Source organism: Pectobacterium brasiliense (assembly GCF_013449685.1).
Taxonomy (GTDB): domain Bacteria; phylum Pseudomonadota; class Gammaproteobacteria; order Enterobacterales; family Enterobacteriaceae; genus Pectobacterium; species Pectobacterium brasiliense_A.
Genome location: NZ_JACDSF010000029.1, coordinates 64,176 through 87,350, shown reverse-complemented (window position 1 = coordinate 87,350; position 23,175 = coordinate 64,176). Strand labels below are relative to the sequence as shown.

Annotated in this window: 15 protein-coding genes, 1 tRNA gene and 1 pseudogene; 7 read left to right on the top strand and 10 right to left on the bottom strand. The window is 49.0% G+C overall.

Going from position 1 to position 23,175, the window contains the following annotated elements; all coding sequences use genetic code 11:
- The first annotated feature begins 231 nt into the window (after positions 1 to 231).
- The 4 genes from H0248_RS13275 to H0248_RS13260 all read left to right on the top strand — a co-directional run bounded on the left by H0248_RS13275 (position 232) and on the right by H0248_RS13260 (position 3,904).
- The gene (locus tag H0248_RS13275; protein WP_180786283.1) at positions 232 to 1,686 is read left to right on the top strand and encodes a flagellin N-terminal helical domain-containing protein; all 1,455 of its coding nucleotides are present in this window, start codon (positions 232 to 234) and stop codon (positions 1,684 to 1,686) included.
- A 49-nt stretch (positions 1,687 to 1,735) separates the two neighbouring features.
- On the top strand, positions 1,736 to 2,281 hold the full coding sequence (locus tag H0248_RS13270) for a helix-turn-helix transcriptional regulator (RefSeq protein ID WP_180786282.1): 546 nt from the start codon (positions 1,736 to 1,738) through the stop codon (positions 2,279 to 2,281).
- A gap of 87 nt (positions 2,282 to 2,368) precedes the next feature.
- Positions 2,369 to 3,241: a phosphorothioated DNA-binding restriction endonuclease gene (locus tag H0248_RS13265; RefSeq protein ID WP_180786281.1), complete on the top strand. Its 873-nt coding sequence runs from the start codon at positions 2,369 to 2,371 to the stop codon at positions 3,239 to 3,241.
- 108 nt (positions 3,242 to 3,349) lie between these two features.
- Positions 3,350 to 3,904, top strand: coding sequence for a hypothetical protein (locus H0248_RS13260; protein ID WP_180786280.1), 555 nt, complete (start codon positions 3,350 to 3,352; stop codon positions 3,902 to 3,904).
- A 249-nt stretch (positions 3,905 to 4,153) separates the two neighbouring features.
- Here the strand turns inward: H0248_RS13260 and H0248_RS13255 are convergent, their stop codons facing one another.
- The 10 genes and pseudogenes from H0248_RS13255 to lptF form a co-directional block, all read right to left on the bottom strand.
- Positions 4,154 to 5,068: a restriction endonuclease gene (locus tag H0248_RS13255; RefSeq protein WP_180786279.1), complete on the bottom strand. Its 915-nt coding sequence runs from the start codon at positions 5,066 to 5,068 to the stop codon at positions 4,154 to 4,156.
- A 131-nt stretch (positions 5,069 to 5,199) separates the two neighbouring features.
- Positions 5,200 to 5,381 (bottom strand): annotated as a pseudogene (locus H0248_RS13250) (YgjP-like metallopeptidase domain-containing protein); the annotation flags it as partial.
- Positions 5,382 to 5,481: 100 nt separating this feature from the next.
- The gene (locus H0248_RS13245; protein ID WP_180786277.1) at positions 5,482 to 6,522 is read right to left on the bottom strand and encodes a virulence RhuM family protein; all 1,041 of its coding nucleotides are present in this window, start codon (positions 6,520 to 6,522) and stop codon (positions 5,482 to 5,484) included.
- Between the two features lie 57 nt (positions 6,523 to 6,579).
- Positions 6,580 to 9,828 (bottom strand): type I restriction endonuclease subunit R, encoded by a 3,249-nt coding sequence (locus H0248_RS13240; protein ID WP_180786276.1) that lies wholly within the window; start codon positions 9,826 to 9,828, stop codon positions 6,580 to 6,582.
- Positions 9,825 to 11,231, bottom strand: coding sequence for a restriction endonuclease subunit S (locus tag H0248_RS13235; RefSeq protein WP_180786275.1), 1,407 nt, complete (start codon positions 11,229 to 11,231; stop codon positions 9,825 to 9,827). The genes H0248_RS13240 and H0248_RS13235 overlap by 4 nt, the downstream gene beginning before the upstream one ends.
- Positions 11,231 to 13,594, bottom strand: a complete 2,364-nt coding sequence (locus tag H0248_RS13230; protein ID WP_180786274.1) for a type I restriction-modification system subunit M — start codon at positions 13,592 to 13,594, stop codon at positions 11,231 to 11,233. Before H0248_RS13230 ends, H0248_RS13235 begins: the two co-directional genes overlap by 1 nt.
- Positions 13,595 to 13,941: 347 nt before the next feature.
- Positions 13,942 to 15,204: a tyrosine-type recombinase/integrase gene (locus H0248_RS13225; protein ID WP_180786273.1), complete on the bottom strand. Its 1,263-nt coding sequence runs from the start codon at positions 15,202 to 15,204 to the stop codon at positions 13,942 to 13,944.
- Positions 15,205 to 15,390: 186 nt separating this feature from the next.
- Positions 15,391 to 15,475 (bottom strand) — tRNA-Leu (locus H0248_RS13220).
- A 230-nt stretch (positions 15,476 to 15,705) separates the two neighbouring features.
- A complete protein-coding gene (lptG, locus tag H0248_RS13215) occupies positions 15,706 to 16,782 on the bottom strand; it encodes an LPS export ABC transporter permease LptG (RefSeq protein WP_180786272.1) in 1,077 nt (358 codons plus the stop codon).
- On the bottom strand, positions 16,782 to 17,897 hold the full coding sequence (gene lptF, locus H0248_RS13210; protein WP_180786271.1) for an LPS export ABC transporter permease LptF: 1,116 nt from the start codon (positions 17,895 to 17,897) through the stop codon (positions 16,782 to 16,784). The genes lptG and lptF overlap by 1 nt, the downstream gene beginning before the upstream one ends.
- Positions 17,898 to 18,179: 282 nt before the next feature.
- Here lptF and pepA point away from each other — a divergent pair, with 282 nt between their 5' ends.
- The 3 genes from pepA (at position 18,180) to H0248_RS13195 (ending at position 23,151) form a co-directional block, all read left to right on the top strand.
- On the top strand, positions 18,180 to 19,691 hold the full coding sequence (pepA, locus tag H0248_RS13205; RefSeq protein ID WP_010284628.1) for a leucyl aminopeptidase: 1,512 nt from the start codon (positions 18,180 to 18,182) through the stop codon (positions 19,689 to 19,691).
- Positions 19,692 to 19,818: 127 nt separating this feature from the next.
- Positions 19,819 to 20,268 carry a DNA polymerase III subunit chi gene (locus H0248_RS13200; RefSeq protein WP_005973664.1) on the top strand — a complete coding sequence of 150 codons (450 nt, stop codon included), beginning with the start codon at positions 19,819 to 19,821 and terminating at the stop codon, positions 20,266 to 20,268.
- A 12-nt stretch (positions 20,269 to 20,280) separates the two neighbouring features.
- Positions 20,281 to 23,151, top strand: coding sequence for a valine--tRNA ligase (locus H0248_RS13195; protein ID WP_180786270.1), 2,871 nt, complete (start codon positions 20,281 to 20,283; stop codon positions 23,149 to 23,151).
- The last annotated feature ends 24 nt before the right edge of the window (positions 23,152 to 23,175 follow it).

Genomic DNA, 23,175 nt, shown 5'->3' with positions numbered 1-23,175 from the left:
AGCGCTTTTGATCGGTAACGCCGATCGATACGATCGCATCGATCTATCAAAACGATTATCTTTTGATCACCACCGTCGATAAGCTATTGCCGAGAATAACCATAACGTAATGTTTTATCTGTTTTTATTTCCATTATCGGGAAGGACTGACTATTGCCTGTTATCTGGTAAATCAATAATCAGCAGATAAAAATCATTCCATTGTTTTTGCCAAATCAGGACTGGTGCGCAATGACTCCGATTACCTCTCTTCATTTAACGATACGGAATCAACAGGATAAATCGGCCACCCGATTGAGCCAGGCGATTGAACGGCTTTCTTCGGGTCTGCGCATCAATGGTGCGAAGGACGATGCCGCTGGTCAGGCTATTGCCAACCGGATGACCGCTAATCTGAATGCCAACAGCGCCATCACTAACGGAATGAAAGATGGCCTCAGCCTAATGCAAACGGCTGAGAGCGGGCTTAATGCCATCAATAATCTGCTACAACGTGGCAGGCAACTCGCGGTGCAGGCGGCAAACGGTACGCTGTCCGATACAGACCAGACCAGCCTGAACGGTGAATATCAGCAGATTAGGGAAGAAATCGACCGTATCGCTTCATCGACTCAAATCTTTGGTCGTTACCCGCTGGCCCCTGCTGAACCGGGTCCTCAGCCAGCCAAACTGGGCGACACGTTGCCACTGGCTGAAAAGTTTCCTGTCCCCAATATCAATCATCAATTTCCTTCTGGGGTGATTTCGCTGGCTTACATTCCTGCTGGCGCAAAAAATATTACCATCACCATCGACTCATTAAGCGCCGATGACGATATCCAGCTATTTGCGCGAGATGGCAGGCATCTGGCCGGTACGCCCGCAGAAGGCGCAGACGCCGATATTGTCTGGTCAGCAAACGGCGTAACGGATGAAAGCACCATGAATACCGCCGTGATTACGCAAGATAACGGCTTTTTACCCAATGCCACCTACTCGGCAGATTCGCTGCTGCAAGCCGGGGAATACAATATCAACACAGGGGCGCAGACCACTTATCAGGGCATGACCATCACCTACAGTGGTGATGGTGACCGCTTTGAAGATGCCAACACCGGGGGATTTAACGATGGGAATGTGGGGGCAGCAAACCGACTGGAAAAAATTCACATAGATGAGGTGACGGAAGATCTGATTATCATAGTGGTTGGCAGCGGCGTATTTAATAGCAGTGCAAGCTGGGATGAACTTCCCACACCGACAGAGCCTGCACCGCCACTGCCGCCCTCAGTGCCGATCAGCAAAGAAACGACGTTTGTCGTCGGAGCGAGTTTCGGTGATGCATTGCAAACGGTCACCCTCAACCCAACGCCAGCAGATAGCCAATCGCTGGGGCTTTCTTCTGTGACGCTGGGTACACCTGAACAGGCCAGAGCGGCATTAGCCACGTTCGATAATGCGCTGAAAAAACTGGACGGTTACCGCAGTGAATACGGCAGCCAGATGAACCGCTTCGAATCAGTAACCGCCGTACTGTCACAGGAGACAATTGCCACCGCTGCCGCCCGCTCTCGCATATTGGATGCGGATTATGCCCTTGAGGTTTCCGCGATGACAAAAGCCCAGATCCTACAGCAGGCATCGATGGCCGTCTTGTCGCAAGCCAATCAGCAGTCGGGAAACGTATTAAAGCTGTTACAGGGATGATGCGTCGTCAGATATCACTTTGCTATTTTTCCACTGAACCACTATCGCCATGAGCATTGAAATATTCAGCCGCTGCCCTTTCACCACGGCGGCGTTTACCTGTCTGGGAAATAAGGATGGCGGTAATGTACCCATCACTGTTGTTGATATTGAACACGGTATCGACATGACGCTACTGACTCACATCATTACCGACCATCAACGGGCATTCATTATTATTCTAAATAACCGTAAACATACACCCTTGATGGTGGCTAAAAAGGTGTTGCTGTTATCAAAACATGCACCAATTAGCACGTTCGAAAAAGTGATCTCTGCCCTGTCATCGTTCAGGGAAATAAAAGGCAAGATGATATCGTTATCACCGAATGAGAAAATATTTTTCGGCTACTGGCTGGATGGTGTTGCAATAAAAACCATCGCCAAAAAGATGGCGATAACCCATAAAACCGCCAACAATATGAAAAATAATATCTACAGAAAATATGGCATAAAGGATCTGCTCACCTTTTTACTCATCGCCAGAATCTCACATATGCAAAGTATTACTGACGCCGAAAATCACAAGGTTATCTACGTTGATAAGGTGGCGTGAGGTAAGGTCTGAGAGTGACAGGACGCTTGAATCTCACTGATTTTGCGAGCATTATCGCAATATATTCCCTTTCTGTTTGTATTGCGTATGCCATCTGTCCAGGAACTTCAAACCGCAATTTCCAATATATCTATATGGCGTAAAGGCGATCAACGTGCGCCTCATAAGCCATTGTTGCTGCTTTATGTCCTATCGGCCTATCAGCAAGGACACCCTCGCCTGTTTCACTATGGCGACGAAATCCGTCCGCAACTCTTGGCGCTTTTAAACAGCTTTGGGCCACAGCGGCGTGCTCATTACCCTGAAATGCCATTCTGGCGGCTGAAGGGAGATGGTTTTTGGCAGTTGCAGAACGACGAGCATTGTTCACCGCAGAAAGGGAATAGAGAGCCGCCAAACCGCGAGCTGATTCAGCACGGTGTCATGGGGGGATTTAATGAAGCCAGCTATCAACTATTATGCAAACAACCTCAACTTATCGATAAACTCGCTCAGCAGATTTTAAGCGAGCATTTTCCTGAAAGTGTTCAGGAAGTCATTGCCAACCGTCTGGAACTATCGCTAGATGATGTACGCAAGTCTCGCGATCCTCATTTCCGTCAAACGGTACTACGTGCGTATCAATACCGCTGTGCGGTCTGCGGTTATGATTTACGGCACGATACAACGCCTGTCGGCCTCGAAGCGGCACACATCAAATGGAAACAATACGGTGGCCCTTGCACCGTGACCAACGGGCTTGCCTTATGCTCGGTACATCATTCTGCATTTGATATTGGCGTTATCGGTATTGATGACAGTATGAAGTTGATGGTTTCAGAAGGCGTGAACGGCAGTAGGATCGTCGAAAGGCTATTCTGGGATTTCGAGGGAAAACCGCTGTTTCTGCCTAAAAAGCGGGAGTATTACCCACTTGAACAGTTTGTTGAATGGCATCGGGAGCAGGTTTTTAGAATATAGATACCCATTTAGAACCTGTCCTGTAGGTTTTTCTTATTTTTATCAGGCTTACTATTGACCTATATTTATTGGCGCATTGAGCCATTGTAAAAAAGGAGTTGTATCTGAATGAGTGATAACAGATTAGCCAAAAATAGTTTATCCATATCGCTTGCTAGTGTTATCGTAGCTTTATGTGCGCTAGGATTGTCTGTTTATCAAGGTTATTTACAGAAGAAAAATTATGAGATTTCCGTTCAGCCTTACATAACACTTGTACCAACGATTGATGGTAGTAAAAATGAGTATGGGTATTATATTTACAATGCAGGACTGGGAAATGGATATATCGATAAGATCCAGTATTTTATTAATGGCCGTGAAATAAAAGGTGATAACATCGGTTCATTGAGACAAGTCGTTCATCATTTTGGATTTCTCGATGAATGCTTTGCTTATGGCAACCCACGAAAAGGAGACTCAGTTGCATTAGATAAGATGAATGTACTACTGTCGATCAGCTCCAGTGCATCTTCGATAAATGAATGCAAAAATACGATTGATAATTTTCACAAAAACCTTAGTGAATCACAACCAAACTTTACAGTTAAAATATGGTATAATTCCATCTATAACATTAGATATTTATATGACTCAAGTAAAAATAGCCAAGAACTTCTTTGATATATGAAAGATCTCCCCACGTAATTAACAGTGAAATTAAATCACCAAAAAACATTAAAGAATGCAATTGAAAAATTAAATTACCTTATCACAACACAGCTAAAGCACTTATGAAAACTAAAAGATCTCAATGTTTGAGACCTAAATATTGAGATCTTATGGAAGTGTTTATATTAATGACCTGAGTAAAAACTTAGCACTCTAATTCCTTCGCCTATCTTTAAAATAAAAATCATGTTTAGTACTCAACTATTCAAAGTAGTCCATATCCAATTTAGGCACTTTAACCAAGCGGAAAGATACACCCACCTCATTTTCGATCATCAGATGGACCAAACGTTCACCATCAACTAACACCATGCCTTCAACGGAGTGAGCAAAATCTCTCGCCTGTGCAGTGAAACCTGATGTAGTGATAAATACACCACGCTTTGCTTTTTGTCCCGCTAATGCGCCATAGAAAGCCTGAAGTTCTGGGCGGCCGACGGTGTTCTGCCAGCGTTTGGCCTGCACATACACCTTTTCTAGCCCCAACTTATCAAGCGAAATAATGCCATCAATACCTCCATCCCCAGTACCGCCTACGCGCTGAAGATCGTCGCGATGTCCGCCATAGCCCAGTCGGTGCAGCACATCCAAAACAATGACCTCAAAACGTGCCGGAGAAACCTGTAATAAATTTTCTAGCACTTCAACAGCAACAGCGTCACGTAGCTCTTTTAACGCTTGATCGAGGCGATCGTCAGGGCTGCTTTTCGCCAATTCTTCATTCGTCAGCAGCGCTGGACTTTGATCCAATTCTACGGCATCAGATTGTTGCTTGAGTTTGACATCCATGAAATCAAACGCCAGATGATTCACTTCTTCTTCCGTCAGCGGTTGTGGATGAGCCAGTATCCAGTGAAGTCCTTCCGTGGTTAAACACCACTTTCCTCTTGATAGGCTTTGAGATAACCCCGCACGTTTCAAGCGATCATGCGCCCAGCCAGTTCGATTTTTATACACCAACTGACCGCTAGCAATCATCACCGCACGCTGATTATCATCAAGGCCAAGCATATCAGCAGCGGCTTCGTGCGCATCACGCGCAGGCACCCCCTCGGGCTTAGTAGCTAAAAAACGCAGTACAGGCTCAATAAATTTATCGTAGGTTGGTACAGTCATAGATACATCCCTGCTGATATTTTCTAATGATTAGAGACCAAACAACTGAATCATTACAGTATGCTAGATAAGACATTGTGGATCAGTGTGTTGTACAACAATTTCACCGCCAAGCTAAAGTATGTACCCGACTAGCATAGACCGGAAAATATGGCTCCCGCCATGCCATCCAGACGTGCTTTTATCGTTTCCCATTCTGACATCACCTGTCCCATTAGCCGATAAAAACGTTCGCTATGGTTATGCTCAGCGATATGACACAGTTCATGTAGAATCACATAACTACTCGGCAATCTGAATGTACTTTAATCAGCACGCATCACACGGGATGCAGCCGAAACCAAGCTTGTAAGTCATGTCAGTGCATGAACCTCCATGCTTTATTCTGCCTTGAGTTTGCGCATGCGGAATACTTATGGCACATCCTTAGCTTTCGGGCTGGTTTGCCACTGTAATAGTTCAGTGATATCCCGTTCGCCCTCTGCTTCTTTTAAACGGCGCTGTTGCTCGGCAAAGTGTTCATATTCAGCCAGAGCCTTGTCATCTGCCATTTTCTTGCTGATCGTACCTGCACCTTTTAATACATCACGATCGTTGAATTCTAGGAATTGATCTAATTTTTCCTGCCAGTCACGTAGAAATATCTGCTGACGGCGTCTAGCCTGATCTTCAGCAAAATCCAGCCACATATTGACCACGCGGTTCAGTTCATCGACTTCGCGTTGATTGAGATAATTTTTGGCGACGGTGACATCGCCTTTGCGCACTTCATCGCCCTTGAAGCTGGTCAGCCCCATATGCGGAAGAGTGGCATCGGCGCGCTGGTGGATCAGCTCAGCGGCTGTTTTGCCGGTACAGGCGAAATGCAGTTTATTCTGGATAGTCTGGAAAAATAGAGTGGTATCTTTCAGTGAGGGTTGATAATCCGCTGCAAGAGCAAAGATTTCCCGTACCCGTAAATAAACGCGCCGTTCACTGGCCCGAATATCACGGATGCGTTCCAGCATCTCACCAAAATAATCAGGTACAACTGACGGGCCGACGGGTGGATTTTTCAGCCTCTCATCATCCATTACAAAACCTTTAATCAGGTATTCCTGCAAGGTCTGCGTAGCCCATTGCCGGAACTGGATACCTCGGGTTGAACGGACGCGATAACCGACGGCCAGTACCAATGACAGATTAAAGTATTGAACCTGATAATTTTTTCCATCGCTGGCAGTTGTTCGGTAAAACCGAACAACTGAATTTTCATCCAATTCACCGTCTTCAAAGATGTTTTTGATATGCTCGCTGATAGTCGATTTGGCTTTACCATATAGCTCACCGATCATCGCCTGCGATAACCATAACGTATCGCTTTCGAAACGGCATTCAATACGTATTTTGCCATCCTGACTGGTAAACATGATGAATTCACCGGCAGGGGCTTGAGGTAAATATTTATCTGTCATACAGCCTCCGTTTTTATGGTCCATCAGCCAGACGGTGATATCCGGTCAGTGAAAAACTCAAGCTCCTTTCAACATATCAAATACCACTCGGGCAAACCCTCTTGCCAGTTCAGGATTAGACAGATATTGCATCATCATGTCCTGCTGGGCGTCATTGCTATCCAGCACCGCGTCATCAATGGCTTTAGGGAAATCGCCCAGCATAGCCTGTTCGCGCGTGTTATTCGCAATCTGCGTCATCACCGCCTGATTTTCTGATAACTTATCTCGCACGCTAAAAGCATAATTAATCATGTCTTTATCGGTCAGATTGTCAGTAATGAACAGCTCGTTAAGGCGTGCCAGAATATGCGAGAGAAATTCTTCTTTCTTATCCTTCGGCTTGGCAGTGCCAATATCATTGCCCGGCTTTATTTTGTATTCTTCGGCGTCTTCCTGAAGTTTCAGATGTTGCTCATGAATTTTCGACAAGCGGTAATGGCTCATTTCCACATTGCTTAAATCAATCTCATCTTCTTCAACATTCTGTTCATGTAGCAAGGGCCGTAAATGACGGGCAAACAGACTGAGTTTCTCCAGTTCCTTATCATCGAACTCCACGAGTTGTGACATAAACTCGTAGAAACGGACAAAACTACCGAGATCTTTCTTGAAGATGTCCAACTTGTCTTTCTCTTGCTTGCAGCCTTTAAAGCTGTTTTCAGCATTGGTGATCAGCACAACATCGTTGGTTTTCTTCGTACGTTCAAAAATTTCTTTTGCCAACACATAAGCATCAATGGCCGAGGTATATCGCTTTTTCCAGCGCTCAACAGCAGGTTTGCAAATATTGCTAATTGCCGCGTTGGATTTATTTTTGGTAAAGAACGCGTCGCAGAATTGCTCCACTTCATTCCACAAGAAAATACCGCTGGCGCGGAGCTTCTCGAATAGTTCGAAGACTAATTGTGGATCGCTGACATCTGTCAGTTCGGCAGTCTGATAATAAGGCTGGAAGGCCCCCAGAATATCATCCGGTTCGTTGTAAAAATCGAGCACGAAGGTGCCAGACTGCGCTTTGCCCGGATAAATACGGTTCAGACGCGAGAGTGTTTGCACGCACTCCACCCCGCCAAGGGGTTTATCCACATACATGGCGCACAGCTTGGGCTGGTCAAAACCCGTCTGAAATTTATTGGCAACCAACATGACCTGATAATCATCACTATCAAAGGCTTCGCGCATATCCCGGCCTTTCAGCCCTGGATTCATATTGATTTCAGTGAATTTCTTGTTCAACAATGCAAGGCTATTTTGATCGCTTTCAACAAACTCCACTTCGCCTGAAAACGCCACCATCGCGTTAATTTTCAGGTAGTGGTTCTCAGCAATATACTGATCAAACGCCAGCTTGTAGCGCACCGCCGCTTTACGTGAACTGGTCACGACCATAGCCTTCGCCTGTCCGCCGAGTAAATGCATAACGTTTTTTCGGTAGTGCTCGACAATCACTTTTACTTTTTGTGATACGTTATGTTCGTGCAACGTCACCCACTGGTTCAGCTTAATTTTGGCCTTTTTACTGTCCACTTCCCTGTCGGGATCATCCAGCTTTTGCAGCAGCTTATACGCCACTTTGTAGTTGGTGTAGTTCTTCAGCACATCAAGAATAAAGCCTTCTTCAATGGCCTGGCGCATCGAATAAACGTGGAATGCTTCCGGCTTATTCGTCTTGGATGCAGGTTCAAGTGGATTAAGACGACGACCAAACAGCTCCAGCGTTTTGGCTTTTGGCGTGGCGGTAAATGCATAAAAATTAAGATTATTACTGCCTTTTCGCGCGGCAACGGTGGCACCCAAAATATCTTCCGAAGACAGCACCACATCATCATCTGCTTCTTCGGTCATCAGTACTTCTTTTAGCTGACGCGCCGTGGAACCGCTTTGAGAAGAGTGCGCTTCGTCAGCAATCACTGCATATTTGCGCTGCTTGAGGCTGACGCTGTTTTCGATGGCTTTAAGCACAAACGGGAAAGTCTGGATGGTAACGATAATAATCGGCTGGGAGTTTTCCAGCGCACTGGCGAGTTTCTCTGATTTAGAGCCGTCGCCTTCTTTATTATTAATGCGCCCGACGACACCATCTGCATGTTCAAACTGGTAAATCGTATCCTGAAGCTGATCGTCTAATACGGTACGGTCGGTGACAACAATCACTGAATGGAACTGCTTCTCGCCCTTCTCATCATAGAGCGTAGAAAGCTGATGAGCCGTCCAGGCAATAGAATTGGACTTACCGGAACCTGCACTGTGCTGAATAAGGTATTTATTACCGGTGCCTTCTTCCGTGGCGGCGCGAATCAGTTTATTTACCACATCCCACTGGTGATAACGCGGGAAAATTAAACTCTCTTTTTTAACCTTTAATCCGTTCCAGTCTTCTTTTTCCTCAATTTGCAAATGTACAAAACGCGCAAGAATATTCAGCAGGTTGTCCGGCAGCAGGACTTCATTCCACAAGTAGCTGGTGGCGTACTCGTTGGTATCTTCGGGAATATCGTTCCCTGCTCCACCGTCTGCCGTACCTTTATTAAAAGGCAGGAAGAAAGTGTCATCGCCAGCCAATTTCGTGGCCATAAACACATCATATTGGCTGACGGCAAAGTGCACCAACGCACCACGTTTGAAGGTCAGCAGCGGTTCAGGCTTATTGGTTACCGGGTCTTTCGGCAAACGCGTTTTCTTATATTGTTTAATCGCGTTTTGTACCGCCTGCTTAAACTCGGATTTCAATTCCAGCGTCGCCACCGGCAGGCCGTTAACAAACAGCACCAGATCGATACGCCACTTTTTCGCCTTTGAACCGGTTTCTTCAAACACAGCCTTCGATGCATACGGGCTATAAACCAGCTCCGGCACAATACGGCAGATATTCTGCTGATAACGTGCCAGAGTTTCCGGGTTTAAATTATGTTCGGGTTTAAACTGACATAGCGTAAAACGGGCATTGCGGATCTTCAGCGCATTGCGCAATACACCCAGCGTACCGTAGGTGCGTGAAAGTTTATCGGTAGCGTTGATGTCGGCTTTTTTAAGCTGAGCCTCCAGCGCATCAAGGAAATGGCGCTCGGTATCGGTAGGGAAAACCTTAACCAGCTTTTCCCATTCCTGCGGCTGGGTTGTTTTAACGAAAGTCAGCACATCTTGCGAATACAGCGCACGTTCACGGTCATAGCCATCACCTTTGCCGATAATCCAGCCATGCTCAACCATCTGTGCAATCATCTCACGTTGAAAGATGGCTTCTTTGGTCGAGTCCATACTCATGCATTCACCTCCTGTGATTCCTCAATGCTCGCCATTTCGCTATTCGCTGGCGCGACCCAGTCACGTACGTCGATTTTACCGGTAACGGCTGCGGAGATAAGGGCGGTGCGGCGTTCCTGCATAAGCTGAATTGCAGTATTTGCTGAAAGAATTAAATGATCATATTTATCAGAGATCACTTTAATATAATCTAATATTACCTTTTGCTCGCTAATTGTCGGAACAGGTAATCGAATTCGTCCTAAGGTTTCAGTATTCAAGTTTGCCATTGTCGAGCCTTTAGACTCTAATGTGAGCTCTGAAACAACGCCATCTGAAGAAATTAGAATATATGCATATTCCGGAACTATTTTCTTTGTGAGTTTAGCTTTTAGACTACCGGTCCCGCATAGCCAACCTACATGTTCTTTTTTTACAACCGCACATCTCCCTAGCTCACCACGACGAGAAAAGATGATCTCCCCCTCTAATAACTTATGCCGCTCTAATCTTTTCTGTGTTGATTCATCAACTGTGACTTGCAAATCCGGTATAATTTCACCTGAATACATATGTGCTGGATTTATTAATGGAATACCGTCAACTATATAATCTTCAGCATGTAATTGGCTACCAAATGGACCTGTTTGCATTTCCAAAGTATTAAATTTTAATTGAGCGATAACCCAATGCTCAGGCACTTCCCCCAACCACTCAACACCAGAGTCTTTCATCGGCACATTTGGGTTTAATCCTTTGGTTACAGCATGGCTTATTACTGCCTGACGTTTTTCTTTTAGCAGTTCAATCAGTTGCTGTTGTTTCTCGATTAGGTCATCGATTTTTGTGGTTTCGTGATCGAGGAAGGATGCTATCGACATTTGCTCTGAAAATGTCGGTAGCGAGAGTCTAATATTTCCAAGAAGTCCTCGGCTAATTCTTTGCATGGTAGTGCCGCGTGCAAGGTTCCCTGTATGCTGGAAATAATCTTTACTTGAAAAAAGATAAATAAGATATTTTTTATTATATTCTTTATCGATTCGCAAGATTACATTGTCAACTGATGTAACAATCTTATATCCAAGGTTTGGAACTAAACATGCTCTTCCTATTGGGTTATTTAATCGGGATATTAAAATATCCCCTTCAAAAACCTCCGTGCAACTAAGTTTTTCGAAAGTATTCTCAGTTATAAATCCAGCCCCTTGTTCTTTGTAGCTACCTTCCCCTACATTACCTGTAGTTATATAACGAACTCCTGCCTCAGAAATGTCTTTACTTTCAATCCAGTCACCATCCAAAAATAAGGAACTAGCATCTAAGGCTAAGTATTTTATGGGTGCGACGGTCCAATGAGTAGGAGTATTCTCTAACCACTCAACCCCAGAATCCTTATATTCAGGATATGCCTTATATTTAGCCATCAGGAATGTACCTCCTGCAACAGCTTCATTATCTCGGCGCTGACCGCATCCAGATCGGCATCAATTTCTTCTAGCGGGCGCGGTGGCTGATAAACATAGAAATGACGGTTAAACGGAATCTCATAGCCGACAACACCAATATCACCATCTTTAGCATCGCGCTTATCGGCATTAATCCAGGCATCGGCAACATGCGGCAGTACTTCCACTTTGAAGTAGTCTTCAATTAGCGTGCTGGTAGCAATCTGAGGATTTAACGGTACGTTCTCGTTATCACGCAGATCGCCATCCTGCTCGAATTCCACCACTTTCCCCTGATACTCAAACGCACCGTACAGCGGCTGAGCCGCCTCTTTCAACACCTTCTTCACGACAGGCTCAGCAGCCGGATTTTTAGTGGTAATCGCGTCGATAAACTGTTTGTTCTCTTTCGTATCCAGCTTAACGGCAGCGGTTTTCAACGCGCCTTTCAGGGTAAGCTGAAACTGGTTAAAGTCGTCGCTGACCTGCGTTTTCCCACCGGCTTGTGTGCCTAACGCCGCTTGAATCTGCTGCGCTTTTTCCATTAACGCACGCTGCGCCAGCCACAGCTTGCTGTCCAGCAGGTCTTTAATTTGCTTCTCTTTCAGCTCAGAAAATTCCGCTTTAATGATGGCGCGGGCTTCTGCCTCAATTTCTTCAAAATCACCGTAGTGAGCGCCCTGCCACTGCGAAGCGAATTCGTCATACAAACGTTCCATCGGCGCGTTAAATGGCTTCGGCGCAAAGCGCAGGCTGGCAATGGCTTCATCGGTCACCTGTGCAGACAAACGCAGCGGACGCTCAATGGTCAGACGACGGTAACCAAAATCGGTACTGTTGAAGATTTTGCTGGCGAAGGTTTTCGGCGCTTCCGTTTTGGCCGTTGCAGACTGACGACCACGGTTGGATTTTTGCTCCGGTGCTTTTTCCAGGCCTAATGCTTCAAGAGAAATCGCCTCAACCACCTCAAAATCGCCAAACGTGCGGGTGATCAGCTTGATGTCCTCTTCACCCATCAGATTACGCTTGGAACCCAGCGACTTACGCATCTTGCCGCACAAATTGGTACCATCAATCAGTTGAACCTTGCCTTTACGCTCTGGCGCTTTCTTATTCGACAGTATCCAGATGTAAGTCGCAATCCCGGTGTTGTAGAACATATCCGTTGGCAACGCGACAATCCCTTCCAGCAAATCGGCCTCCAGAATATAGCGACGGATTTCGCTCTCGCCGCTACCCGCACCGCCGGTAAACAGCGGAGAACCGTTAAGAATAATACCGATGCGCCCTCCACCATTGATTGAACCATCTGGATTATGGGTATCACGCATTTTGCTGATCAGATGCAGAAGGAACAACAGAGAGCCATCAGAGACGCGAGGTAAGCCAGGACCAAAACGACCGTTAAAGCCTTTCAACTGATGCTCGTCGTTAATTTCACCTTCAATCTTTTTCCAGTCCACACCAAACGGTGGATTCGACAGCATGTAGTCGAACTGGTCTTGCGGTAGCTGATCGTTAGAAAGGGTGTTACCCAGTTTGATACGGCTAACATCTTGCCCTTTAATCAGCATATCGGCTTTACAGATGGCGTAAGACTCGGGGTTCAGCTCCTGACCAAACGCACGCATCACCGCATTCGGGTTAAGTTCATGCACATATTCCATACCCGAAGAGAGGAAGCCGCCTGTACCGGCAGTGGGGTCGTAGATAGTACGAATGATGCCGTCTTTAGATAACGCCGCATCATCTTCCATAAACACCAGCGAGGTCGTTAAACGTACGATATCGCGTGGAGTAAAGTGCTCCCCTGCTGTTTCATTCGAACTTTCCGCAAAACGACGAATCAGCTCTTCAAACACCAGCCCCATTTCATAGTTTGAAATGGCCTTCGGACTGAGGTCCGTAGTGGCGAATTTTTTAACAATTTTGAACAGTAAATTGGCGTCATCCAGCAGGCCAACAAACTCACTAAATTTGAAGTGTTCAAAGATTTCACGCGCATCCTTCGAGAAACACTGAACATAGTTCTCCAGATTCGCCTTAATGTCGTTCTGCCCCATCTTGCCGAGATCCATCGGCGAAGTATTGAAGAACGACAGGCCATTAGTAGCGCGTAACAGAAACTTCTCTCTCCCTTCTTCCGGCAAAGGGCTGGCCTTTAATTTTTCAGCCTCCGCTACCACTGCTTCTTTACTCGCGGCTAACACGCACTCAAGCCGACGCAGCAGAGTAAAAGGCAGAATCACACGCCCATACTGTGATTGCTTGAAATCGCCACGAAGCAGATCAGCGACTGACCAGATGAAGGCAGCCGTTTGAGAAAAGTTAGTGTTAGTCATGAAAATCCTTAGAAGAGATCACTGCCATAGCGCAAAGATGCTCAAGCATAAATTCAGTTTTAGAATGTAATTCACAAAATAATACCTGCAACGAAGGTTATCGCAAACGATACAGGGCAACGAAATGAACACTGAGGTTGGGCAATGACTTAACCAGCGCTAAGCATTCGACTGTTGCAGGCCAAAATGGCCGAATATTTCTAAATATCCTGAGCAGCATATTGATATAAAAAATCCGACAGTAACCACAACAAAAAAATAAACGACATTCTTCACCTACGCAAAAATCAGTGGAGAATGCCATTTATGTGAAATTTTTCAGAACAGATGCAGGAAAAGAAAAGTTTCTATTTTAGTTGATTACTAACCTTCCCAAAATCAAACGCACTAACCGCCTTCTCCCGGTTCGCATCCAGAAAATCCGCCCACCACTGCAGCATCAGTTTGCGCTCATCAAGATGCTCGGCTTTATGAATATACGCTGCTCGCACAGAGTTACGTTCCATATGGCTCATCTGCCGTTCTACCGCATCCCTCGACCATAACCCTGACTCAATCAGCGAGCTACAGGCCATTGTCCTGAAGCCGTGGCCGCAGACTTCAACCTTGGTATCGTACCCCATAACCCGTAGTGCCTTATTCACCGTGTTTTCACTCATTGGCTTACGCGGATCGTGATCGCCAATAAAGATCAGTTCATAGTCGCCACTGAATTGCTGTATCTGCTTCAGGATAACTAACGCCTGTTGGGACAGTGGCACCAAATGCGGAGTTCGCATCTTAGAACCTCGATGGGAATGTTTCACCCCTTCGATGGGTTCACGCTCAGGGGGAATGGTCCACATTGCAGTTTCAAAGTCGATCTCTGACCAACGGGCAAAGCGCAGTTCGCTGGAGCGGATAAAGATCAATAGCGTCAACTCGACCGCTAAACGCGTTAATGGCCTGCCGGTGTAGCTATCAATACGCTGAAGCAGCTCGGGAGTATGCTTTAGTTCCAGTGCAGGACGATGCTGTCGATTACTGGACGCTACAGCGCCCGCCATTTCCTGCGCGGGGTTGTAGTCAATTAATCCGCTTTGTACCGCATAGCGCATTATTGCGGTTGTACGTTGCTGAAGGCGTGACGCCACTTCAAGACGACCTGACTGTTCCACTGCCTTGATGGGCGCAAGCAGGTCACGGGTTTTAAGCTCGGCAATGTTGCGTTTGCCGATAGCGGAGAAAAGATTATCTTCCAGACTTTTCAGCACGCGGCGGCTGTGCTCTTCCGACCACTTTTTATTGGTGGCATGCCATTCAATGGCAACTTCTCGGAAGGTTAGCGCCTCGCTCTGTTCAATCTTATCGGATTTCTTTTTATCACCAGGGTCACTGCCGTTCGCCAGTAGCTTACGAGCGTCATCACGACGCGCCCTGGCATCGGCCAGAGAGACATCGGGATAGACACCTAGCGCCAGCATCTTCTGTTTGCCGCCAAAGCGATACTGTAAGCGCCAGTACTTTGAACCATTAGGATGAATCAGCAGATGCATGCCGTTGCCGTCGGTAAGCTTATATTGCTTATCGGCAGGCTTGGCTGTTCTGACTTTGATATCAGTAAGCGCCATGTTTAGGCCCTCCCTGTTGGTATATGCATTATCGAACCGGAAATACCATCATCTGTACCAACAACTGTTGGTAGATGTACGTTGAAGTCGGTTGACCCTGAGAGAGCTAATATAGCGGGAAAGGGGGATAAATACTGGATTTTAGGCATAAAAAAAGACCTCAGTTGAGGTCTATTTACATACTGTTGGTGCCGAAGGCCGGACTCGAACCGGCACACCTTGCGGCGGTTGATTTTGAATCAACTGCGTCTACCGATTTCGCCACTTCGGCACAGAAGTAGTATGCGGAAAACGGGTGCATTATACCGTTTGACGGCCCACGCGCAACGTTAATCCACTCTGCATTCGCTTAAGTGCTGAAAAAATCATCTCTAGCAACGTGTTATGCCCGCTTCACCTTAATATAAAGTGGTAATGAACGTTGCCGAAGGAAATTTGTCACGACCAATAAAAAACGCCGAGGGAATCATCCACTCGGCGCTTTCTCTAGTGTAGCTGGTGCTATCGACGTTTTAGCAGCAGCGCTACGCTGATGAACAGAAACACCGAACTCGGCAAGATCGCGCCCAGGATCGGTGGGATACCATAGACCAGGCTGAGTGGGCGGAAAATCTCATTCAGCAGATAGAAGAGGAAGCCGAAGCTGATACCTATCACGATGCGTGAACCCGCCGACACGCTGCGCAGCGGGCCGAAGATGAAAGAGACCGCCATGAGCATCATCACCGCCACTGAGACTGGGGCAAAGATTTTGCTCCACATGTTCAACTGATAGCGGTTCGACTCTTGCCCACTTTGTTTCAGATACTTGGCGTAATCATGTAACCCACGGATCGACAACGCATCCGGCTCCAGCGCCACCACGCCCAGCTTATCCGGCGTCAGGTTGGTTTTCCATTCTCCGCTGAACGTCTGGCTGCCGCCAATCTGTTTACCGTCGCTCAAATCAGATTCATCAACCTGCGAGAGCTTCCAGACATTCCTGTCATCTTGAAACTCGGCAGAGGCAGCATAGCGCACAGAGAGCAGTTTGTTCTTATCGTCGAAGTGGTAGATGTTGACGCCAGACAGTTCTTTATCGCCCGTCACTCGTTCGATATAGATAAAGTCATTGCCGTCTTTTGCCCACAGTCCGCCCTGCGTAGAGATCATCGACCCACCGGAGATCATCTGAGAGCGGTAGTTGCGCGCCATCTGTTCCCCTTGCGGAGACACCCACTCGCCAATCGCCATCGTCAGCAGCACCAGCGGAATCGCAGTTTTCATCACGGCCGTCGCAATCTGCAAGCGGGTAAAGCCAGAAGCCTGCATCACCACCAGTTCACTGCGGGTCGCAAGCTGGCCCAGCCCGAGCAACGCGCCCAGCAGCGCCGCCATCGGGAAGAAGATCTCAATATCTTTGGGTACGCTGAGCAGCGTGTACAACCCTGCGCCCAGCGCCGAATACTCGCCCTGCCCGACTTTACGCAACTGGTCGACAAACTTGATGATGCCGGAAAGCGACACCAGCATGAATAGTGTCGTCATGATGGTGGTGAAAATCGTTTTGCCGATATAGCGGTCTAATACACCAAACATCAGGCCGCTCCTTGTGTTCTAAGCGCAAGAGGCTTAAAGCGGGCGCGCACTTTGCGCATCGGCACGGTATCCCAGAGGTTAAGCATGACCGCGATACCGAAGTACATCAAGTTGGTCAGCCAAACCCAGACCATCGGATCGATTTTGCCTTTACTGGCGTTAGAACGCAGCGAGCTTTGCAGCAGGAAGAAAATCAGGTATAGCAGCATCGCAGGCAGCATACTCAGTACCCTGCCCTGACGTGGATTCACCACACTCAGCGGCACCACCATCAGCGCCATGATCAGCACCGAAAGAATCAACGTCAGCCGCCAGTGGAACTCCGCACGCGCATCGTGTGCATCCGAATGCCAGAGGGTCTGCATATCCATTTGTTGCACGTCGCTATTATTTAGCGTCACGCTCTGATGACCAATCACGGCCTGATAGTTGGTGAAGTCGGTGATACGAAAATCACGCAGCAGCGCCGTGCCTTCGTAACGCGAACCGTTATCCAAGGTCACGACCTGCACGCCGTCTTCGTTTTGCTTGATATGACCGCGATCGGCGACGACGACGGAAGGCCGTGCATTACCGCTGGGGCGCAGCTGTGCCAGAAAGACGTGTTCAAACTCCGACCCTTTGACATTGCCGACAAACAGCACCGCGTTGCCACCCTGTGCGGACTGAAACTGCCCTTCAACCAATGCCGCCATACCGGGGTTCGCCTTTGCTTCCGCCAGCACTTCTTCCTGATGCCGCGACGACCACGGGCTGAGCCACATGACGTTAATGGTGGCGACGATGGCAGTGAACACCGCCAGGACCAGCGCGGCTCTCAGCAGCACGCGTTTGCCCAACCCGCAAGCGTGCATGACGGTGATCTCGCTTTCCGCATAGAGGCGGCCAAACGTCATCAATACGCCAAGAAATAGACTTAATGGCAGGATGAGCTGCACCATTTCTGGCACGCCCAATCCCAACAGGGAGATAACCAAATTTGTCGGGATTTCACCATCAACAGCGGCGCCCAGTATCCGTACTAATTTCTGGCAAAAGAAAATCAGTAACAGAATGAAAAGGATGGCCAGTTGACTCTTAAAGGTTTCCCGTACCAGATATCGAATGATGATCACGCTTAATTACGCCTGTGAAAACTTGTCTTTTTGCAGGAAAATCGATAGTTTCTTCGCTAATGCGCCATTTATACTCATTTTTGGCTGCCTTCTTAGCTAAAACTGTATTACAACACACTGCGTTTGAGCTGTTGTATCAGAACCTGCTTATTAGTCACTAAAACAGGTTCGTTACGTCGTTAAGATTAACACAGGTTATGTTAACGCAACGGCGGGAAGTATTACGGAGTGTCACATTCTAGCCGTTGCCCCCGCGGTTGTCTTTAAGATTCAGGAGAGTACATGGAGTTCAGCGTAAAAAGCGGTAGCCCGGAAAAACAACGCAGTGCCTGCATTGTCGTCGGCGTGTTTGAACCGCGTCGTCTGTCCCCTATTGCCGAACAACTCGATAAAATCAGCGACGGCTACATCAGCGCGTTGCTTCGCCGTGGTGAATTAGAAGGCAAAGTGGGGCAATCATTGCTCTTACACCATGTACCTAACATTCTTTCCGAGCGCATTCTGCTGATTGGTTGCGGTAAAGAGCGCGAACTTGATGAACGCCAGTACAAACAGGTGATTCAGAAAACGATCAACGCCCTAAACGAAACCGGCTCGATGGAAGCGGTTTGCTTCCTGACCGAGCTGCACGTGAAAGGCCGTAACACGTACTGGAAAGTACGCCAGGCGGTCGAAACCGCAAAAGAGACGCTGTACACCTTCGATCAGCTTAAGAGCAACAAGGTCGAGCTGCGCCGTCCGCTGCGCAAAATGGTCTTCAACGTGCCGACGCGCCGTGAGCTGACCAGCGGCGAACGTGCCATTCAGCACGGTCTGGCGATTGCTGCAGGCATCAAAGCCGCAAAAGACCTCGGCAACATGCCGCCGAATATCTGTAATGCCGCGTATCTGGCTTCGCAAGCGCGTCAACTGGCCGATACCTATAGCCAGAACATCATCACGCGCGTGATTGGCGAGCAGCAGATGAAAGAGCTGGGCATGAATGCCTATCTGGCCGTGGGTCAGGGCTCGCAGAATGAATCACTGATGTCCGTGATCGAATATAAAGGCGATCCAAATCCGGAAACCCGCCCGATTGTGCTGGTCGGTAAAGGGCTGACGTTCGATTCCGGCGGCATTTCCATCAAACCTGCCGACAGCATGGACGAAATGAAATACGACATGTGCGGCGCGGCCACGGTCTACGGCGTGATGCGCATGGCGGCAGAACTGGCGCTGCCGTTGAATATCATCGGCGTGCTGGCGGGTTGTGAAAACATGGTCGATGGGCGCGCATACCGTCCGGGCGATGTGCTGACTACGATGTCCGGCCAAACGGTAGAAGTACTGAACACCGATGCGGAAGGCCGTCTGGTCTTGTGTGATACGCTGACCTACGTTGAGCGTTATGAGCCGGACGTGGTGATTGACGTTGCAACGCTGACCGGCGCGTGCGTGATTGCGCTGGGGCACCACATCACTGGGCTGATGGCGAACCACAATCCGCTGGCGCACGAGCTGTTGAGCGCGTCCGAGCAGTCTGGCGACCGCGCATGGCGTCTGCCGCTGACCGACGAATTCCAGGAACAGCTGGAATCCAATTTTGCCGATATGGCGAATATTGGCGGCCGTCCAGGCGGAGCGATTACCGCAGGCTGCTTCCTGTCGCGCTTTACGCGTAAGTACAGCTGGGCGCACCTGGATATCGCAGGCACCGCCTGGCGTTCTGGTAAAGCCAAAGGCGCAACGGGTCGCCCGGTCGCGCTGTTATCACAGTTCCTGCTTAACCGCGCCGGACAGAACGACGTAGAATAAGACTTTCACGTCAACGGCGATGACCAGCGCCAGCGATTGCCTTATTCTTATAAAGTAATTGCCGTCTTATGGGCCGGACTTCCGGCCCTTATCACTTTCTGGCTCTTAGCAATCAATAGTGTAAACAATGAAAAACGCAACGTTCTATCTTCTCGAACACGACAGCAAAAGCGGTGAGCTCAGCGCCCATGAGGCACTGGCATGCGATCTGGCGGCAGAACGTTGGCGAGCAGGAAAGCGCGTGCTGATTGCCTGTGAAGACGAACAGCAGGCCATCAGACTGGACGAAGCCTTGTGGCAGCGCGATCCCAACGCATTCGTGCCGCACAATCTGGCAGGCGAAGGGCCGCGTCACGGTGCGCCGGTCGAACTGGCCTGGCCGCAACGGCGTGGCAACGCGCCACGGGATCTGCTGATCAGCCTATTGCCGCAGTTCGCAGATTTTGCCACCGCTTTCCATGAAGTGATAGACTTTGTCCCTTACGAAGAATCCTTGAAACAGTTGGCGCGCGACCGCTATAAAACCTATCGCAGCGTCGGCTTCCAATTGACCACGGCTACGCCGCCAACTCACTGAATTTTGAGCATAATGGAAACGAAATATAACCCGCAAGATATCGAGCAGCCGCTCTACGAACACTGGGAAAAGCAAGGCTACTTCAAGCCGCACGGCGACACGAGTAAAGAAAGCTTCAGCATCATGATCCCGCCGCCCAACGTCACCGGCAGCTTGCATATGGGTCACGCTTTCCAGCAAACCATTATGGATACGTTGATTCGCTATCAGCGTATGCAGGGTAAAAATACCCTGTGGCAGGCAGGTACCGACCACGCCGGTATCGCCACGCAGATGGTCGTTGAGCGCAAGATCGCCGCAGAAGAAGGCAAAACTCGCCACGATTACGGCCGCGAAGCGTTCATCGACAAAATCTGGCAGTGGAAAGGCGAATCCGGTGGCAACATCACCAATCAGATGCGCCGTCTGGGCAACTCCGTTGACTGGGAGCGCGAGCGTTTCACCATGGATGAAGGCCTGTCCAACGCGGTGAAAGAAGTTTTCGTCCGTCTGTATAAAGAAGACCTGATTTACCGTGGCAAGCGTCTGGTGAACTGGGATCCAAAACTGCGCACCGCAATTTCCGATCTGGAAGTCGAAAACCGCGAAGTGAAAGGGTCGATGTGGCACCTGCGCTATCCGCTGGCCGATGGCGTGAAAACCGCTGACGGGAAAGACTATCTGGTCGTCGCGACTACCCGCCCGGAAACCGTGCTGGGTGATACTGGCGTCGCCGTTAACCCGGAAGATCCGCGTTATAAAGATCTGATCGGCAAAGAGGTGATCCTGCCGCTGATTGGCCGTCGTATTCCGATCGTTGGCGACGAACATGCCGATATGGAAAAAGGCACCGGCTGCGTGAAGATCACGCCAGCTCACGACTTCAACGACTACGAAGTCGGTAAACGCCACCAGTTGCCGATGGTCAATATCCTGACGTTCGACGGCGATATCCGTCAGAGCGCTGAAGTTTTTGATACCAATGGCGAAGCCAGCACCGCTTGCAGCAGCGAGATTCCAGAAGCCTTCCAGGGTCTGGAGCGTTTTGCCGCGCGTAAAGCGCTCGTCGCCGCATTCGATGAGCTTGGCCTGCTGGAAGAGATCAAAGCGCACGATCTGACCGTTCCTTACGGCGACCGTGGCGGCGTTGTCATTGAGCCGATGCTGACCGACCAGTGGTATGTGCGTGCTGCCGTGTTGGCTAAACCGGCGGTGGAAGCGGTAGAAGATGGCCGCATCCAGTTCGTACCAAAACAGTACGAAAACATGTACTTCAGCTGGATGCGCGACATTCAGGACTGGTGTATCTCCCGTCAGCTGTGGTGGGGTCACCGCATTCCGGCCTGGTACGATGCCAATGGCAACGTCTATGTGGGTCGCACCGAAGCGGAAGTACGCAGTGAAAACAACCTCGCTGACGATGTCGTTCTGAATCAGGACGAAGACGTACTGGATACCTGGTTCTCATCCGGGCTGTGGACGTTCTCTACGCTGGGTTGGCCAGAGCAAACGCCCGATCTGAAAGCGTTCCACCCAAGCAGCGTGATGGTCAGCGGCTTTGACATCATCTTCTTCTGGATTGCCCGCATGATCATGCTGACCATGCACTTCATCAAAGATGAAGACGGCAAACCACAGGTGCCATTCCATACCGTCTACATGACCGGCCTGATCCGTGATGATGAAGGTCAGAAGATGTCCAAATCCAAAGGGAACGTGATCGACCCGCTGGATATGGTGGACGGCATTTCGCTGGAAGCGCTGCTGGAAAAACGTACCGGCAACATGATGCAGCCGCAGCTGGCGGAAAAAATCCGCAAGCGCACCGAGAAACAGTTCCCGAACGGCATCGAGCCGCACGGTACGGACGCTCTGCGCTTCACGCTGGCGGCGCTGGCCTCTACCGGCCGCGACATCAACTGGGACATGAAGCGTCTGGAAGGTTACCGCAACTTCTGTAACAAGCTGTGGAACGCCAGCCGTTTTGTGCTGATGAACACCGAAGATCAGGATTGCGGCTTTGGCGCAGGTGAGAAAGTGCTGTCACTGGCTGACCGCTGGGTTCTGGCAGAATTCAACCGCACGGTGAAAGCCTACCGTGAGGCGTTGGATGGTTACCGCTTTGACATTGCGGCCAACATTCTGTACGAGTTCACCTGGAACCAGTTCTGTGACTGGTATCTGGAGCTGACGAAACCAGTGATGAATGGCGGTTCAGAAGCGGAACTGCGCGGTACGCGTCACACGTTAGTTACCGTACTGGAAGCGTTGCTGCGTCTGGCACATCCAATTATTCCGTTCATTACCGAAACCATCTGGCTACGCGTTAAAGCGCTGAAAGGCATTAGCGCCGCTGTTCGTACAAATGAAAGCATCATGTTGCAGCCGTTCCCTGAGTTTGATGCCGCGCAGGAAGATACGCTGGCGCTGAACGATCTGGAGTGGATTAAGCAGGCGATTATCGCCGTGCGTAACATTCGTGCAGAAATGAACATCGCGCCGGGCAAACCGCTGCAAGTCTTACTGCGTGATGTCACTGGTGAAGCACAGCGTCGCGTGGAAGAGAACCGCAGCTTTATCCAAACGCTGGCGCGTCTGGAAAGCATTACGCTGCTGCCTGCGGGCGATAAAGGTCCGGTTTCCGTCACTAAACTCATTGATGGTGCCGAGCTGTTAATTCCGATGGCAGGCCTGATCGATAAAGAGGCAGAGCTGGATCGTCTGAAGAAAGAAGTAGCGAAAATCGAAGCAGAGATTGAGCGCATCGAAAGCAAGCTGTCCAACGAAGGCTTTGTGGCACGCGCACCGGAAGCGGTCGTCGCCAAAGAGCGTGAGAAGCTGGACGGTTACGCCGTAGCGAAAGCCAAACTGCTGGAGCAGCACGCAGTCATCGCTGCGCTGTAACGCTCACCGATTTTCTAGCGGTAG